This is a genomic window from Streptomyces sp. SirexAA-E, from assembly GCF_000177195.2.
Taxonomy (GTDB): Bacteria; Actinomycetota; Actinomycetes; order Streptomycetales; family Streptomycetaceae; genus Streptomyces; species Streptomyces flavovirens.
The window spans coordinates 1,674,113-1,689,026 of record NC_015953.1; the positions used below are offsets into that span (position 1 = coordinate 1,674,113).

The window sequence follows — 14,914 nt, forward strand, 5'->3', positions numbered from 1 at the left end:
CGGACCATCCCACGCACCCCACGGAGAACACCCATGAGCAAGCGCAACAGCCAGGCCAGCAAGTCCGCCGCCCGCGAGCGGCTGCGCGCCGAGCGCGAGCGCCAGGCCAAGAAGGACAAGGCCCGCAAGCAGATCGTCGTCGGCGTCTCGGTGGTCGCCGTCCTGGCGGTCGCGGGCGCGGTCAGCTACGGCGTGATGCAGCTGAACAAGCCCTCCGCCTGGGAGGCCGCCGCCGACGCGAAGAACGTGAGCGCCCCGAAGAACACCTCGGGTGACGACGGCACGACCGTGGTCATCGGCAAGGACAGTGCCAAGAAGACCCTGGAGCTGTACGAGGACTCCCGCTGCCCGGTCTGCGCCACGTTCGAGCAGTCGGTCGGCGAGACGGTCGCCAAGGACGTCGAGGCCGGCAAGTACAAGATCAAGTACATCGGCGCCACCTTCATCGACAACGCGGCCAACGGCGAGGGCTCCAAGAACGCCCTCAGCGCCCTGGGTGCCGCGCTCGACGTGAGCCCCGAGGCATTCCTGGACTACAAGTCGGCCCTGTACTCCGCGAAGTTCCACCCCGAGGAGACGGACGACAAGTTCGCGAAGGACGACTACCTCCTGGAGGTGGCCGACTCCGTCGACGCGCTCAAGGGCAACAAGGCGTTCGAGAAGGCCGTCAAGGACGGCACGTACGACGCCTGGGCCATGAAGATGTCCAAGACGTTCGACAAGAGCGGGGTGAAGGGCACCCCCACGCTCATGATGGACGGCAAGAAGATCACCACCGAGGGCAGCGACAACGCCCCCATGACGGAGGCCGATTTCAACACGGCGATCACCGCCGCGCTGAAGGGCTGACCGCCGGTCCGCGGCCCGGTGCGGGCCGCGGACGACGAATCCGGGCGTCGAACGGCCGACGGGCGGGCGAACTTCCTCTGTTCGCCCGCCCGTTCGCCTTGCCCGCCAGTAGCGTGATGGTCCGTGCCCGGACGACACCTCTCCGCACCCGCACGCCGCACGGTCGTCGCGGCAGCCACCGCCACGGCGGTCGCCGCCCCCGTGCTCGCCGCCGCCACCAGCACCCGGCCGACGGCGGCCCGGCCTTCCTGCACGGGGTAGCCTCCGGCGGTCTGCAGGCGGGACCGGCAGGTTCGGACGCCACCTGGAAGCTGGTCGGGACCTCCGTGATGATCTCGCCGGTTCGTCTTCGGAGCGCTCCGGCCCATCGGCTGGGACCGCCGGCCGGACTGCTGGGGCTGCCGTCTTCCGACAACCTGGACGACATCGTGCGGGTCGCCCCGCAGACGGTCCCGGTGGTCGAGGCCGCCGCGGTCGAGGCGGCGAACCGGCACGTGCAGTGGGTCGGCCTGGACTCGCACGGCTACGGCCTCCTCGACGTCACCGCCGAACGCTCGCGGTCGGCCTTCCACGTGGTCTGCGACGGGACCCGCAAGGACGCGGCCTCGGCCTGGTCCGCTCGTACCGCACGCGCAGCGGCACCCAGAAGGTCGAGCGGGTCGACGTCCCGGTGCGCTGACCGGTGGTACGGGGCCGCGCACCGGGTGCGCGGCCCCGTACGCGCCTCAGAGCGTGGCCAGGAAACCGAGGGCGACCTTCCAGGTCAGGTCCGCGGCGGCCTTGTCGAAGTCCGGCAGGTCCGGGTCGGTGTACAGGTGCCCGGCCCCCGGGTAGCGGTAGACCTCCACGTCCGCGCCGGTCCGCTGCATCTGGAGGTACCAGCTGTTCAGCCAGTCCGGCGACTCGAAGGCGTCGGGGTCGGCGACGTGCAGCTGGACCGGCAGCTCGTCCACCGAGGCGTTCTCCGCGATGTCGGAGGTGCCGTGGAGCAGCAGCAGCCCGCGCGCCTTGGCGTCGCCGAGCGCCAGGGTCTGCGCCACCGACGCCCCGAACGAGAACCCGGCGTACACGAGGCCCTGGTCGGAGTAGGGCGCCGCGGCCAGCACGGCGCGTTTCAGCAGCTCGTCCTTGCCGACCTGGTCCTTGAAGGCCATTCCCTCCTCGACCGTGTCGAAGGTGTGCCCCTCGAAGAGATCGGGCACGCGCACCTCGTGCCCGGCTGCGCGCAGCCGGTCCGCAGCCGCGTGCACAGCCGGCCGCACACCGTAGGTCGAGTGGAAAAGCATGATGTTCATGCGTCCATCGTGCCAGCTGTGCCCGAAGACTATGGAGGACGAGGGAATGGAGAACGTACTGCGACCGCTGTTCGTGGTGGGCGGGTCGCTCGTGTTGACGCTGGTGCTGGGCTGGCTGGTCGACGTCCTGTTGCGCCGCGCCGACGCCCGGCACCACGAGACACCTCTCTGGGGACTCCTGCGGCGCTGCCGGCCGCCCCTGCAGGTGGTGCTGTGCACCGCGTCGCTGAGGGCCACCTACTCCCAGATACGTTTCGACCTCGTACGGGACCACCGGGCCGTGATCGGCCAGTTCCTGACCCTGGTGCTGATCGCGGCGTCGGCCTGGCTGGTCATCCGCGCCGCGGCCACCGTCGTGGAGTCCTCGTACGCCCGCTACGCGTCGGCCTCCCGCGACGCGGCCCGGGTGCGCCGGGTGCGTACCCAGGTCGCGCTGATCCAGCGGGTGGTCACCGCGGTGGTGGCGACGGTCGCGATCGCGGCGATGCTGCTGACCTTCCCGGCGATGCGCACGGTGGGCACCTCGATGCTGGCCTCGGCCGGTGTGCTGGGCATCGTCGCCGGTGTCGCCGCCCAGTCGACGCTCGGCAACCTCTTCGCCGGGTTCCAGATCGCCTTCGGTGACATGGTGCGGCTCGGGGACACCGTGGTGGTGGACGGCGAGTGGGGCGTGGTGGACGAGATCACCCTGACCTTCCTGACCGTGCGCACCTGGGACGAGCGGCGGATCACGATGCCGGTGTCGTACTTCACCAGCACGCCGTTCGAGAACTGGTCGCGCGGCGGGATCCAGATGACCGGCACGGTCTTCTTCCAGCTCGACCACTCGGCCCCGGTCCCGGCGATGCGCGAGAAGCTGCGGGACATCCTGGGCGAGTGCGCGGCCTGGGACGGCCGCGACTGGTCCCTGGCCGTGACGGACACCACCCCGACGACGATGCAGCTCCGGGCCGTGGTCACCGCGAAGGACGCCGACGACATCTGGACGGTGCGCTGCGCCGTGCGCGAGCAGATGATCGCCTGGCTGCGCGACCACCACCCGTACGCCCTGCCCCGGGTCGTCACGGCCCCCGCCTCGCTGCCGCCGGGCGACCACTGGACGGCGCTGACGGGTGCGGACGCGGTCCGTGGCCCGATGGGCGACGGCAGGGCCACCGAGCGCGACATGGCGCCTCGCACGGGCCGCGGCTGAGCCGCCGCGGCCCCTCCGGCCCGTGTCAGCGCAGGCTGCGTACGTCCAGGTAGCGCAGCACCCGGTCGACGATCTCCGGGTCGGCACCGGGCTCGTTGCGGGCGGACAGCACCTCGTGGCGGGCGGCCGACAGCATGTCGCGCTGGACGCGGCTGACGGCCTTGAAGCGCTCGGTGCGCCGGGCGTACGCCTCGCGCCGCTCCTCGTCGACCAGGTCGGGGCTGATCCGCGCGCCGATGTCGTAGGCGGCGCGCTGGAGCCGCTCGAGGACCTCGTCCGGGAAGTCCTCGCTCTCCTCGATCTCCTTGAGCCGGCGCTTGGCCGCCCCCGCCGCACGGCTCGCGAGTTCCCGCTCCAGCGCCCGCTCGGCGTCGGTGTCCGCGCGTACGCCGAGCTTGCGCACCAGCCAGGGCAGCGTCAGGCCCTGGACGACGAGCGTGGCCATGATGACGACGAAGGCGATGAAGACGATCTCGTCGCGGCCGGGGAACGGCTTGCCGTCGTCCGTCTCCAGCGGGATGGCGAGGGCCAGCGCGACGGAGGCCACCCCGCGCATGCCCGCCCACCACATGACGACGGTCTCCCGCCAGCTGGTGGGAATGTCCTCGTCGACGTCGCGCCGGGTGTGCAGCCGCTTGGCGAGCCAGGTCGCGGGCAGCAGCCACATGAGCCGTACGCCGACGACGACCGCGACGACCGCGAGCCCCCAGCCCAGCAGCTCCGGCACACGGTCACCGGCCGTGCCGAACACGCTGTGGAGTTCGAGTCCGATCAGGCCGAAGGCGACACCGGTGACGAGGGTGTCGACGATCTCCCAGAAGGAGCGGCCGGTGAGCCGCCCCTGGACGTCGTCGGCGTCCGCGGTGTGTTCGGCGAGGAAGAGGGCCGTGGTGAGGACGGCGAGCACCCCCGAGCCCATCAGCTCCTCGGCCAGCACGTAGCTCACGAAGGGCACGAGCAGCGTCAGACCGACCTGGAGGGTGGCGTCGCCCAGCAGGCCCATGAGTTTGATGGTGAGCCAGCCGAGCACCAGGCCGACCACCACGGCGACGACCGCGGAGAGGATGAGCAGTCCGAAGGCCTCGGGCAGCGAGAAGGTACCGCTCACGGCCGCGGCGATCGCCACGTGGTAGAGGACGATCGCGGTGACGTCGTTGAACAGCCCCTCGCCCTCCAGGATCGAGACGAGCCTGCGCGGCAGTCCGAGTGAGCCCGCCACCGCCGACGCGGCGACCGGGTCGGGAGGGGCGACCAGCGCGCCCAGGGCCACCGCGGCGGCGATGGGCAGTCCCGGCACGATCGCGTCGGCGACGGCGGCGACGGCGGCCGTCGTGACGAAGACGAGGGCGACCGCCAGCAGGAAGATGGGCCGTTTGTTGGCCGCGAACTGCCGCCAGGAGGTGCGCTGCACGGAGGCGTAGAGCAGCGGGGGCAGCAGCGCGGGGAGGATGATCTCCGGCGGGATGTCGATGTCGGGCACGAAGCTGGTGAACGCCATCGCGACCCCGACGAGCGTCATCAGTACCGGCGCGGGCAGCCCGAGGCGCTGCCCCAGTGGCACCGTGACCACCGCTCCGAGCAGCAGCAGGAGCAGGAGTGCCATCTGGTCCACGAGTTCGCCTTCCGCAGCGTGTCCGGGCCCCGGGCCCGGTGATCAGCCGATGAGGGCATCCAGCCTGCCATGCGGAGTCCGCCGCTCCCGCGTCGCCCCGGCGCGGCACACGGCCCCACCGTGCGCCGCACGGACCCCACGGCCCTCACGCACCCCGCGGGGCCCTGCCGGGTCCGCGGTCAGAAGGTGCGGCGCATGGCCCGGTGCGGGATCCCGGCGTCCGGGAACTCGGGGCCGTACGCCACGTAGCCGAGGCGTTCGTAGAAGCCGAGGGCGTGGGTCTGGGCGTGCAGGTCGACGCCGGTCAGGCCCAGCGCGCGTGCCTCGTCCTCGATCGCCCGCACCAGTGCGGCACCGACGCCCAGGCCACGGGCCTCACGGGCCACGGCGAGCCGGCCGAGCGAGCCCACGGTGAGGTCACCGCCGGTCTTGCCGGCCGCGTCGGAGCCGTGCAGCAGCCGCCCGGTGCCGAGGGCGGAGCCGTCGGCCGCGACGGCCAGGACGTGCACGGCCGTGGCGTCGTAGGCGTCGTACTCGATCTCCTCCGGGACGTTCTGTTCGCCGACGAAGACCTCCTTGCGGACCTGGAAGCAGGCGGCCAGGTCGCTCTCCTCGACGGCCCGGCGGGTGCCGCCGAACTCCGGCGTGCTCACCGGCTCTCCGCGGCGATGGTCTCCAGGGCCTGCTCCAGGTCGTCCGGGTAGCCGCTGGAGAACTCGACCCAGCCGCCGTCGGCCGGGTGCTCGAAGCCGAGCCGGACCGCGTGCAGCCACTGCCGGCCGAGCCCCAGCCGCTTGGCCATCGTGGGGTCGGCGCCGTAGGTCAGGTCGCCGACGCAGGGGTGGCGGTGGGCGGACATGTGCACCCGGATCTGGTGGGTGCGCCCGGTCTCCAGCTTGATGTCGAGCAGACTGGCCGCGCGGTAGGCCTCGATGAGGTCGTAGTGGGTCACCGACGGCTTGCCCTCGGCGGTGACGGCCCACTTGTAGTCGTGCTGGGGGTGACGGCCGATGGGGGCGTCGATGGTGCCGCTCATCGGATCCGGGTGGCCCTGGACCAGCGCGTGGTACTTCTTCTCGACGACCCGGTCGCGGAACTGCGCCTTGAGCAGGGTGTAGGCCCGCTCGGACTTGGCGACGACCATCAGCCCGGACGTGCCGACGTCCAGCCGGTGCACGATTCCCTGGCGCTCGGCGGCGCCCGACGTCGAGATGCGGTAGCCGGCCGCGGCCAGCCCGCCGATCACGGTGGTGCCGGTCCAGCCGGGGCTGGGGTGGGCGGCGACGCCGACCGGCTTCATGATGACGACGATGTCGTCGTCGTCATGGACGATCTCCATGCCCTCGACGGGCTCGGCGACGATCTGGACGGGAGCGGGCGCCTGCGGCATCTCCACTTCCAGCCAGGCCCCGCCGTGCACCCGCTCGGACTTCCCGGCCACCGCGCCGTCCACCTGGACCTTCCCCGCGGCGGCCAGCTCGGCGGCCTTGGTACGGGAGAAACCGAACAGCCGGGAGATGACGGCGTCGACACGCTCGCCCTCCAGGCCGTCGGGTACGGGCAGGGTGCGGACCTCGGGATACGTACTCACCTGTCGAGTATGCCTTGCCGTATCTAGTCCTTGTGCACGGTCCCGTCGGGGTCCAGGCCCCGGAAGGAGAGGATCACGATCAGGAAGCCGCCGCACACGATCGCGGAGTCGGCGAGGTTGAAGACGGCGAAGTGCGCGGGGGAGATGAAGTCCACCACCGCGCCTTCGAACACGCCCGGCGCCCGGAAGACGCGGTCGGTCAGGTTGCCGAGCGCCCCGCCGAGCAGCAGCCCCAGGGCGATGGCCCAGGGCAGGCTGTAGAGCTTGCGGGCCAGGCGGACGATCACGATGATCACGACCGCGGCGATGGCCGTGAAGATGACGGTGAAGGCCTCACCGAAGCTGAACGCGGCGCCCGCGTTGCGGATCACGTCCAGCTGCAGCCAGTCGCCGATGAGCTCGACGGGCTCCTGGTGCTCCAGCTTCGCGACCACGAGCATCTTGCTGCCCAGGTCCAGCAGGTAGGCCAGGACGGCCACGCAGAGGAGGACGAGGATCTTCTTCCGGCGCCGGCCGCCGACGGCACCGTCGGCCGGGCCGGTGTCCTCGGAGGGCTGCTGGGGCTCCGCCCCGTCAGCCCCCTCGGCGTCGGGGATGTCCGGCGTACCGATGATGCGCTCCGCCTCTGCCACGTGAGTCCCTCAACCTAGGTGCCTGATTGAGGAGAGAGTACGACAACCCCGGGGTGTCAGCCCCGCCGCTCCTGCTTCTGCTTGTCCTCCACGCAGAGTGTGGCCCTGGGGAAGGCCTGCATCCGCGCCTTTCCGATCGGTTTGCCGCAGACCTCGCAGAGGCCGTAGGTCCCGGCGTCGAGCCGGGCGAGGGCGCGTTCGGTCTGGTCCAGCGTCTCCTGGGCGTGGGCCGCCAGCGACAGCTCGTGTTCCCTGGTGATGTTCTTGGTGCCGGTGTCCGCGTCGTCGTCGCCCGCTCCGTCCCCGGAGTCCCGCATCAGTCCGGCCAGCGCCGCGCCCGACGCCTCCAGCTCGCTGCGCAGCCTCAGGGCCTCTCCGGTCAGCTCCGTCCGCGCCTCGGCGACCTCCTCCGGGGTCCAGGGGTCCTCCCCGGGCCTGACCGCGAGGTCTCCGGGCGCCGCGGCGGCCCTCGCCGGGGGCACCGCCGTCGCGACGCCCTCCCCCGCGGCCGTGCTCCCGTCCGCGTTCTTCTTGGCTACCACCGTGTGGGCTCCCGTCTGCTCGGCGGCCTGCGCCGCCCCCGTGGCCTTCGACGTCTTCGTGGACTTCTCGGCCGTGCTCTTCTTCGCCGTACTTTTCGCCGTACTTTTCTTCGCCGCGCTCTTCTTCGCCGTGCTCCCGCTCGCCGCGGCCTTCCTCACCGGGGTCTCCCGGTCCGCGTCCGGGCGGGGATCCGCATCGGTTTCCTCACCGGCGCTCTTCTTCGCCACCATGGCCGCGGCCCCTTCACATTTTGTGATCTTGCACGCGAATCGTGCTGGGACGATAAGTCGACCCCAGCCCCGCGGCAACGGGCCACGCCGCCGGTTCAGCCTCCCGTACCGGGCGGCGATCCGCCTCCAAGCGTTGTGCCCAGCTCCCCGCCCGGTAATCCGCCCGCCGCGCCCGGCCCGGACCGCCCGCCGCCCGTCCGGCCATTCAGGTCAGGCGGGCCCCGGGATAAACCGGTCGGCCGTCGCCCGTACGGGCCCGTACACTGAGCGGCAGCGAAAGGCATGGACGGGACGAGTAGCGTCGTACGCAGCCGGCAGCGACCCGGGGACGGTGGAAGCCCGGGGGCGAGCGCGTCGTGAAGATCACCCCTGAGCCGCCGGAAGAACGCCTTGGACCGTGGGCCCCGCCCACGGGCACGGGGCCGGTAGACCCGGCATCGCGACCCCAATGAGGGGGCCACGGGCGCACGCCCGGGGCCAAGGAGGGTGGTACCGCGGGAGCCTGCCGGTTCTCGTCCCTCCGACGGAAGTGGAAGTCGTCCGCCGGAGGAAGCCCGCACATGACATCGCCGCAGTACCACCAGGTACCCGCCCAGGTCGATCTGCCCGCCCTCGAGCACGCCGTGCTCGACTTCTGGCGCGAGAGCAAGGTCTTCGCCAAGAGCCTCGACCGGTCCGAGGGCCGCCCCGAGTGGGTGTTCTACGAGGGCCCGCCGACCGCCAACGGCATGCCCGGTGCCCACCACATCGAGGCCCGCGTCTTCAAGGACGTATTCCCGCGCTTCCGCACCATGCAGGGCTACCACGTCGGCCGCAAGGCGGGCTGGGACTGCCACGGCCTGCCGGTCGAGCTCGCGGTGGAGAAGGAGCTGGGCTTCAACGGCAAGAAGGACATCGAGGCCTACGGCATCGCCGAGTTCAACGAGAAGTGCCGGGAGTCGGTGACCCGGCACACCGACGCGTTCGCCGAGCTGACGACCCGCATGGGGTACTGGGTCGACCTGGACGACGCCTACCGCACGATGGACCCCGAGTACGTCGACTCGGTGTGGTGGTCCCTGAAGGAGATCTTCAAGAAGGACCTCCTGGTCCAGGACCACCGGGTCGCCCCCTGGTGCCCGCGCTGCGGCACCGGCCTCTCGGACCACGAGCTGGCCCAGGGCTACGAGACGGTCGTCGACCCCTCGGTCTTCGTCCGCTTCCCGCTGACGAGCGGCCCGCTGGCCGGCGAGGCCGCGCTGCTGGTCTGGACGACCACACCGTGGACCCTGGTCTCCAACACCGCCGTCGCCGCGCACCCGGACGTCACCTACGTCGAGGCGACGGACGGCGAGGAGAGGCTCGTCGTCGCGCAGCCGCTGGTGGAGAAGGCGCTGGGCGAGGGCTGGGAACCGACCGGCCGGACCTTCACCGGCCGGGAGATGGAGCGCTGGACGTACGAGCGCCCCTTCCAGCTGGTCGACTTCCCGAGCGAGGCGCACTACGTCGTCAACGCCGAGTACGTCACCACCGAGGACGGTACGGGCCTGGTCCACCAGTCCCCCGCCTTCGGCGCCGACGACCTCGTCGTCTGCCGTTCCTACGGCCTGCCGGTCGTCAACCCGGTCCGCCCCGACGGCACCTTCGAGGAGGACCTGCCGCTGGTCGGCGGCGTCTTCTTCAAGAAGGCCGACGAGGCGCTCACCGAGGACCTGGCCGCCCGGGGCAAGCTCTTCCGCCACGTCCCCTACGAGCACAGCTACCCGCACTGCTGGCGCTGCCACACCGCGCTGCTGTACTACGCGCAGCCGTCCTGGTACATCCGCACGACGGCGGTCAAGGACCGGCTGCTCCAGGAGAACGAGAAGACCAACTGGTTCCCGGACTCGGTCAAGCACGGCCGGTTCGGCGACTGGCTGACCAACAACGTCGACTGGGCGCTGTCCCGCAACCGCTACTGGGGCACCCCGCTGCCCATCTGGCGCTGCGAGGACGGCCACCTCACCTGCGTGGGCTCCCGGGCCGAGCTGACCGAGCTCACCGGCACCGACCAGTCCGCCCTGGACCCGCACCGGCCGTTCGTCGACGCGATCACGTTCACCTGCTCGCACGAGAACTGCCAGCTGGAGGCCTACCGCGTCCCGGAGGTCATCGACGCCTGGTACGACTCGGGTTCGATGCCGTTCGCGCAGTGGGGCTACCCGTACAAGAACAAGGAGATCTTCGAGAGCCGCTACCCGGCGCAGTTCATCTCGGAGGCCATCGACCAGACCCGCGGCTGGTTCTACACGCTGATGGCGGTCGGCACCCTGGTCTTCGACGAGTCCAGTTACGAGAACGTCGTCTGCCTCGGCCACATCCTCGCCGAGGACGGCCGCAAGATGTCCAAGCACCTGGGCAACACCCTCGACCCGATCCCGCTGATGGACCAGCACGGCGCCGACGCCGTGCGCTGGTTCATGGCGGCGGGCGGGTCCCCGTGGGCGGCCCGCCGGGTGGGCCACGGCACGATCCAGGAGGTCGTCCGCAAGACGCTCCTGACGTACTGGAACACGGTCGCCTTCCAGGCCCTGTACGCCCGTACGTCGGGCTGGGCGCCCTCCGCGGCCGATCCGGCCCCGGCCGAGCGCACCGTCCTGGACCGCTGGCTGCTGAGCGAACTGGGCGCCCTGGTGGAGCAGGTGACCGAGGCGCTGGAGGGCTACGACACCCAGCGCGCCGGCAAGCTGCTCTCCGCGTTCGTCGACGATCTCTCCAACTGGTACGTCCGCCGCTCCCGCCGCCGCTTCTGGCAGGGCGACAAGGCGGCGCTGCGGACCCTGCACGACGTGATCGAGACGGTGACCCGGCTGATCGCCCCGCTGACCCCGTTCATCACCGAGCGGGTCTGGCAGGACCTGATCGTCCCGGTGACCCCGGACGCCCCGGAGTCGGTGCACCTCTCCTCGTGGCCGAAGGCGGACCCGGCGTCCGTCGACCCGGTGCTCTCCACGCAGATGGCGCTGGTCCGCCGCCTGGTGGAGCTGGGCCGGGCCACGCGTGCCGAGTCCGGGGTCAAGACCCGTCAGCCGCTCTCGCGCGCGCTGGTGGCCGCGTCCGGGTTCGAGTCCCTCTCCCCCGAGCTGCGCGCCCAGATCACGGAGGAGCTCAACGTCTCCTCCCTGGCCTCGCTGTCGGAGGTCGGCGGCTCGCTGGTGGACACCACGGCGAAGGCCAACTTCCGTGCCCTGGGCAAGCGGTTCGGCAAGGGCGTCCAGGCGGTGGCCAAGGCGGTCGCGGACGCGGACGCCGCGGCACTCTCCCTGGCGCTGCGCGAGGGCACGGCCTCCCTGGAGGTGGAGGGCGAGCGGATCAGCCTCTCCCCGGAGGAGGTCATCATCACGGAGACCCCGCGCGAGGGCTGGTCGGTGGCGTCCGACTCCGGCGCGACGGTCGCCCTGGACCTGGAGATCACCCCGGAACTGCGGGCGGCGGGCCTGGCCCGTGACGCGATCCGGCTGATCCAGGAGGCCCGCAAGAACAGCGGCCTGGACGTGGCGGACCGGATCGCGGTCCGCTGGACCTCGGCGGCCCCCGCCACGACCGAGGCCCTGACCGCTCACGCCTCCCTGATCGCGGAGGAGGTCCTGGCCGTGGACTACGCCCAGGGCGAGGCCGACGACACGTACGGCACCCCCTTCGAGGACGAGGGACTGAACCTCACGTTCCGCCTCCGCAGGACGGAAGCCTGACCCACCCACGAAGGCCCGGCCGGAACAGCGGTTCCGGCCGGGCCTTCGTGCTCCCGCCCCACCCGTGCACCCGCAGCCGAGCGGCCCCCGCTCCGCACACCCCCGTCCGCGCGAAAGGGCCGGGCCCCGGGAAAACCCGGGGCCCGGCCCTCAGCCTGCCGACGGCTACGCGCTCAGCGAGCGCGCGCCGCTCAGTTGTCGTCCTCGTCGATCAGGAACCCGCGCATCGGCGACGGCGCCTGCTGCATCGGCTGCGGCGCCTGCGGCCGCACCGGCGCCATGGGCTGCGTCATCGCGGGCGACATCTGCTGCTGCCCGCCGTACGACGGCGCACCGCCCATCGACTGGTTGCCGCCGCCCATCTGCTGGTTGCCGCCGTGGCCACCGTGGTTGCTGCCCATGGAGTGCCCCATCGCACCCGCGCCGGCCGGAGCCAGCGAAGGCGACGGCGGCAGGGAAGCGGCGGCGGGCGTACGCGGCGGAGCCAGCGAGTCGTCGGCCTGGGTCTCCAGCTGGCGCAGCTGGCTCTCCAGGTACGACTTCAGACGGGTCCGGTACTCGCGCTCGAAGCCACGCAGGTCCTCGACCTTGCGCTCCAGCGTCGCGCGGGCCGACTCCAGCGAGCCCATCGCCACGCGGTGCTTCTCCTGCGCGTCCCGCTCCAGCGCGTCCGCCTTGGCCCGGGCGTCACGCTCGAGGCCCTCGGCACGGCTGCGCGCCTCGCCGACGATCTTGTTGGCCTCGGAACGGGCCTCCGCGATCGCCTGGTCCGCGGTCTGCTGGGCGAGCGAGAGGACACGGGCGGCACTGTCGCCACCGGGGCCCTGACCGGGCTGCTGCATCTGCGGCTGCTGCATCTGCGGCGGCATCTGCTGCTGCTGTTGCGGGGCGTGACCACCGGGGCCGCCCATCGGGCCGCCCATGGGTCCACCCTGCATCGGGCCGGGGCCGTGCGGGCCCTGCGGACCGGGGCCGTGGCCGCCCTGGGGGCCGTGACCGCCCTGGGGACCGTGGCCGCTGGGACCGGCAGGCAGCTGCGGAGCGCCACCGGGCAGCTGGGGGGGACCCATCTGCGGGGGCTGCTGCTGCTGCACCGGCGGGCCCGATATGGCGGCGGGCACCGGGGCACCCGGCCGTTCCTGCTGCTCCGGTGGTTTACGCATACCCTGCTGTTGGTTCTGCGCGGCCGCGCGCGTGGCGGCGGCCAGCTTGGCACGCAGGTCCTCGTTCTCACGGAGCAGACGGGTCAGTTCCGCTTCGACCTCGTCGAGAAAGGCATCGACCTCGTCCTCGTCATAGCCTTCTCGGAGGCGGACGGTCGTGAACTGCTTGTTCCGCACGTCCTCGGGGGTCAACGGCATCTCTTCTTCACCTCTACGTAGTCGTCGGCAGTCGGCAAGACCGTATCGTTCACACGCTGCTCGCTAGCTTGCCCACGATGTTGAGCAGAATGTAGACGATGATCATCAGAACGAAGAAGGACAGGTCAAGTGCCACGCCCCCGAGACGCAACGGCGGTATGAACCGCCGCAGAAGCTTCAGCGGTGGATCGGTGACAGTGTAAGTGCCCTCCAGAACGACCACCATCGCCTTGCCTGGCTGCCATGAACGTGCGAACTGGAAGACGTAGTCCATGACCAGCCGGAAGATCAGCACGATGAGGAAACACATCAGCGCGATATAGACCACATCCAGTGCGACGCCCATGTCCCGCGCTTCCCTCTCCCCTGGCTCTCGTCAGCTCCGGCCTCCCGGCCGGCACCGGCCTCCCGGCCGGGTTGTTCCCGTGTCGTGTTCTCAGCTCTGGTTGAAGAACCCGCCCTCTGCGATGCGGGCCTTGTCCTCCGCCGTGACATCGACGTTAGCAGGCGACAACAGGAACACCTTCTGCGTCACTCGCTCAATGCTGCCATGGAGACCGAAGACGAGTCCCGCGGCAAAGTCGACAAGTCGCTTCGCGTCGGTGTCGTCCATCTCCGTGAGATTCATGATCACCGGAGTGCCCTCGCGGAAGTGTTCCCCGATGGTACGGGCCTCGTTGTACGTCCGGGGGTGCAGCGTGGTGATGCGGTAGGGCTCCCGCTCGGACACGACCTTGGGCATGATCACCGGTGCGTTCTTCTCCAGGTTCGGACGGTCAGGTGTGATGGATGCCACGGGTGCGATCCGGGCGGGTCGCCCGCTGTCCACCGGCAGCTGAACCGGCTCGCGCGGCGCGGGCGGCTGCACCGTCCGCACCGGTTCGTCGTGCTCCCGCTCCACCTGATGCGCGGGCTGGTGCCGCCGCCGGTCCCGCTCGGGCTCCGGCTCGGGTTCGAATTCGTCGTCGGGGTCGAACCCCGGACCGTCGTACCCATCGTCCTCCACGAGGCCGAGGTAGACCGCCATCTTGCGCATCGCGCCGGCCATGCTCCGAGTCCTCCGCTCTGTGGTGGATCGGCATTCGCGTCACCAAGTGCCCGAGATCCACTCCGGTCTTGCCCGCTTGGGGCGGCAATGACCATATTTTCTGCTGTGGTCCGACTTGCTTGGCGACGTTACCCGAGCCGGGGTCGGTCTCCGAGTACCGCCGTACCGACGCGTACATGTGTCGCTCCGGCCGCCACCGCGTCCTCGAGGTCCCCACTCATCCCCGCGGAGACCATGTTCGCAGCCGGATGGTCCCCGCGCAGGCGGGACGACAATTCCATCAGCCGGTCGAAGGCGGCCCGTTGGCGGCCCGCGTACGGACCGGCCAGCGGGGCGACGGTCATCAGACCGTCGAGCCGGAGACCCGGAGCGTCCTCCACCGCGGCGGCCAACTCACCGATCGCGTCGGGTGCGACGCCTCCCCGGCCGCCGCGTTCGCCGCTCTCCGCGTCCAGGGCGACCTGAAGGAGGCAGCCCAGATCGCGTCCACGCCGTACGGCCGCGGCCGAGAGGGCGGTGACCAGCTTGACCCGGTCCACCGACTGCACGACATCGGCATAACCAACCACAGAACGGACCTTATTGGTCTGGAGCTGTCCGACAAAATGCCATGTGAGCGACAGATCTTCGCAAGCGGCGGCTTTCGGCGCCGCGTCCTGGTCACGATTCTCCGCGACATGACGCACACCGAGTTCGCGCAGGATCCGCACATCGCTCGCGGGATAGGTCTTGGTGACCACGATGAGGGTCACTTCGTCCCGTCCGCGCCCCGCCGACGCACAGGCCGAGGCGATGCGGTCCTCCACCTCGGCCAGGTTCGCCGCGAGTTGAGCCCTACGATCCGTCATGCC

Annotated in this window: 14 protein-coding genes and 1 pseudogene; 5 read left to right on the plus strand and 10 right to left on the minus strand. The window is 71.0% G+C overall.

All coding sequences use genetic code 11. The features are described 5' to 3' along the window. Positions 1-33: 33 nt before the first annotated feature. The 3 genes and pseudogenes from SACTE_RS07370 to SACTE_RS34900 all read left to right on the plus strand — a co-directional run. Positions 34-849 (plus strand): DsbA family protein, encoded by an 816-nt coding sequence (locus tag SACTE_RS07370; RefSeq protein ID WP_014045400.1) that lies wholly within the window; start codon positions 34-36, stop codon positions 847-849. A gap of 123 nt (positions 850-972) precedes the next feature. Then, the gene (locus SACTE_RS34365; RefSeq protein ID WP_157839232.1) at positions 973-1,110 is read left to right on the plus strand and encodes a hypothetical protein; all 138 of its coding nucleotides are present in this window, start codon (positions 973-975) and stop codon (positions 1,108-1,110) included. Positions 1,111-1,121: 11 nt separating this feature from the next. Further along, positions 1,122-1,528: pseudogene (locus SACTE_RS34900) on the plus strand (alkaline phosphatase); the annotation flags it as partial. 46 nt (positions 1,529-1,574) lie between these two features. Here the strand turns inward: SACTE_RS34900 and SACTE_RS07375 are convergent. Continuing rightward, positions 1,575-2,144 carry a dienelactone hydrolase family protein gene (locus SACTE_RS07375; protein ID WP_019992772.1) on the minus strand — a complete coding sequence of 190 codons (570 nt, stop codon included), beginning with the start codon at positions 2,142-2,144 and terminating at the stop codon, positions 1,575-1,577. A 46-nt stretch (positions 2,145-2,190) separates the two neighbouring features. On the opposite strand from SACTE_RS07375, the gene SACTE_RS07380 reads away from it, so the two are divergent. Next, entirely contained in the window at positions 2,191-3,336 is a 1,146-nt protein-coding gene (locus SACTE_RS07380) for a mechanosensitive ion channel domain-containing protein (RefSeq protein ID WP_014045402.1), read from the plus strand. A gap of 25 nt (positions 3,337-3,361) precedes the next feature. On the opposite strand, the gene SACTE_RS07385 is transcribed toward SACTE_RS07380, so the two are convergent. From SACTE_RS07385 to SACTE_RS07405, 5 genes are all read right to left on the minus strand, one after another. Next, complete coding sequence (locus SACTE_RS07385; RefSeq protein ID WP_019992771.1) at positions 3,362-4,948, minus strand: Na+/H+ antiporter; 1,587 nt, start codon at positions 4,946-4,948, stop codon at positions 3,362-3,364. A 179-nt stretch (positions 4,949-5,127) separates the two neighbouring features. Next, the gene (locus SACTE_RS07390; protein WP_014045404.1) at positions 5,128-5,601 is read right to left on the minus strand and encodes a GNAT family N-acetyltransferase; all 474 of its coding nucleotides are present in this window, start codon (positions 5,599-5,601) and stop codon (positions 5,128-5,130) included. Continuing rightward, positions 5,598-6,539 carry an RluA family pseudouridine synthase gene (locus tag SACTE_RS07395; protein ID WP_014045405.1) on the minus strand — a complete coding sequence of 314 codons (942 nt, stop codon included), beginning with the start codon at positions 6,537-6,539 and terminating at the stop codon, positions 5,598-5,600. Before SACTE_RS07395 ends, SACTE_RS07390 begins: the two co-directional genes overlap by 4 nt. A 23-nt stretch (positions 6,540-6,562) precedes the next feature. Then, a complete protein-coding gene (gene lspA, locus SACTE_RS07400) occupies positions 6,563-7,171 on the minus strand; it encodes a signal peptidase II (RefSeq protein ID WP_014045406.1) in 609 nt (202 codons plus the stop codon). A gap of 56 nt (positions 7,172-7,227) precedes the next feature. Next, the gene (locus SACTE_RS07405) at positions 7,228-7,944 is read right to left on the minus strand and encodes a TraR/DksA C4-type zinc finger protein (RefSeq protein ID WP_014045407.1); all 717 of its coding nucleotides are present in this window, start codon (positions 7,942-7,944) and stop codon (positions 7,228-7,230) included. A gap of 560 nt (positions 7,945-8,504) precedes the next feature. Between SACTE_RS07405 and ileS the strand changes: the two genes are divergently transcribed. Beyond that, positions 8,505-11,654 (plus strand): isoleucine--tRNA ligase, encoded by a 3,150-nt coding sequence (gene ileS, locus SACTE_RS07410; RefSeq protein WP_014045408.1) that lies wholly within the window; start codon positions 8,505-8,507, stop codon positions 11,652-11,654. 191 nt (positions 11,655-11,845) lie between these two features. Here the strand turns inward: ileS and SACTE_RS07415 are convergent, their stop codons facing one another. From SACTE_RS07415 to SACTE_RS07430, 4 genes are all read right to left on the minus strand, one after another. Beyond that, on the minus strand, positions 11,846-13,015 hold the full coding sequence (locus SACTE_RS07415) for a DivIVA domain-containing protein (protein WP_014045409.1): 1,170 nt from the start codon (positions 13,013-13,015) through the stop codon (positions 11,846-11,848). A 49-nt stretch (positions 13,016-13,064) separates the two neighbouring features. Next, positions 13,065-13,361 (minus strand): YggT family protein, encoded by a 297-nt coding sequence (locus SACTE_RS07420; RefSeq protein ID WP_014045410.1) that lies wholly within the window; start codon positions 13,359-13,361, stop codon positions 13,065-13,067. Between the two features lie 90 nt (positions 13,362-13,451). Beyond that, the gene (gene sepF, locus SACTE_RS07425) at positions 13,452-14,063 is read right to left on the minus strand and encodes a cell division protein SepF (protein WP_014045411.1); all 612 of its coding nucleotides are present in this window, start codon (positions 14,061-14,063) and stop codon (positions 13,452-13,454) included. A 128-nt stretch (positions 14,064-14,191) separates the two neighbouring features. Next, the gene (locus SACTE_RS07430; RefSeq protein ID WP_014045412.1) at positions 14,192-14,911 is read right to left on the minus strand and encodes a YggS family pyridoxal phosphate-dependent enzyme; all 720 of its coding nucleotides are present in this window, start codon (positions 14,909-14,911) and stop codon (positions 14,192-14,194) included. Positions 14,912-14,914: the final 3 nt, after the last annotated feature.

Coding starts and splice junctions, on each gene's coding strand:
- SACTE_RS07370 (WP_014045400.1), top strand. CDS start 34: ATGAGCAAGCGCAACAGCCAGGCCAGCAAGTCCGCCGCCCGCGAGCGG.
- SACTE_RS07380 (WP_014045402.1), top strand. CDS start 2,191: ATGGAGAACGTACTGCGACCGCTGTTCGTGGTGGGCGGGTCGCTCGTG.
- sepF (WP_014045411.1), bottom strand. CDS start 14,063: ATGGCCGGCGCGATGCGCAAGATGGCGGTCTACCTCGGCCTCGTGGAG.
- SACTE_RS07415 (WP_014045409.1), bottom strand. CDS start 13,015: ATGCCGTTGACCCCCGAGGACGTGCGGAACAAGCAGTTCACGACCGTC.
- SACTE_RS07420 (WP_014045410.1), bottom strand. CDS start 13,361: ATGGGCGTCGCACTGGATGTGGTCTATATCGCGCTGATGTGTTTCCTC.
- ileS (WP_014045408.1), top strand. CDS start 8,505: ATGACATCGCCGCAGTACCACCAGGTACCCGCCCAGGTCGATCTGCCC.
- SACTE_RS07375 (WP_019992772.1), bottom strand. CDS start 2,144: ATGAACATCATGCTTTTCCACTCGACCTACGGTGTGCGGCCGGCTGTG.
- SACTE_RS07430 (WP_014045412.1), bottom strand. CDS start 14,911: ATGACGGATCGTAGGGCTCAACTCGCGGCGAACCTGGCCGAGGTGGAG.
- SACTE_RS07405 (WP_014045407.1), bottom strand. CDS start 7,944: ATGGTGGCGAAGAAGAGCGCCGGTGAGGAAACCGATGCGGATCCCCGC.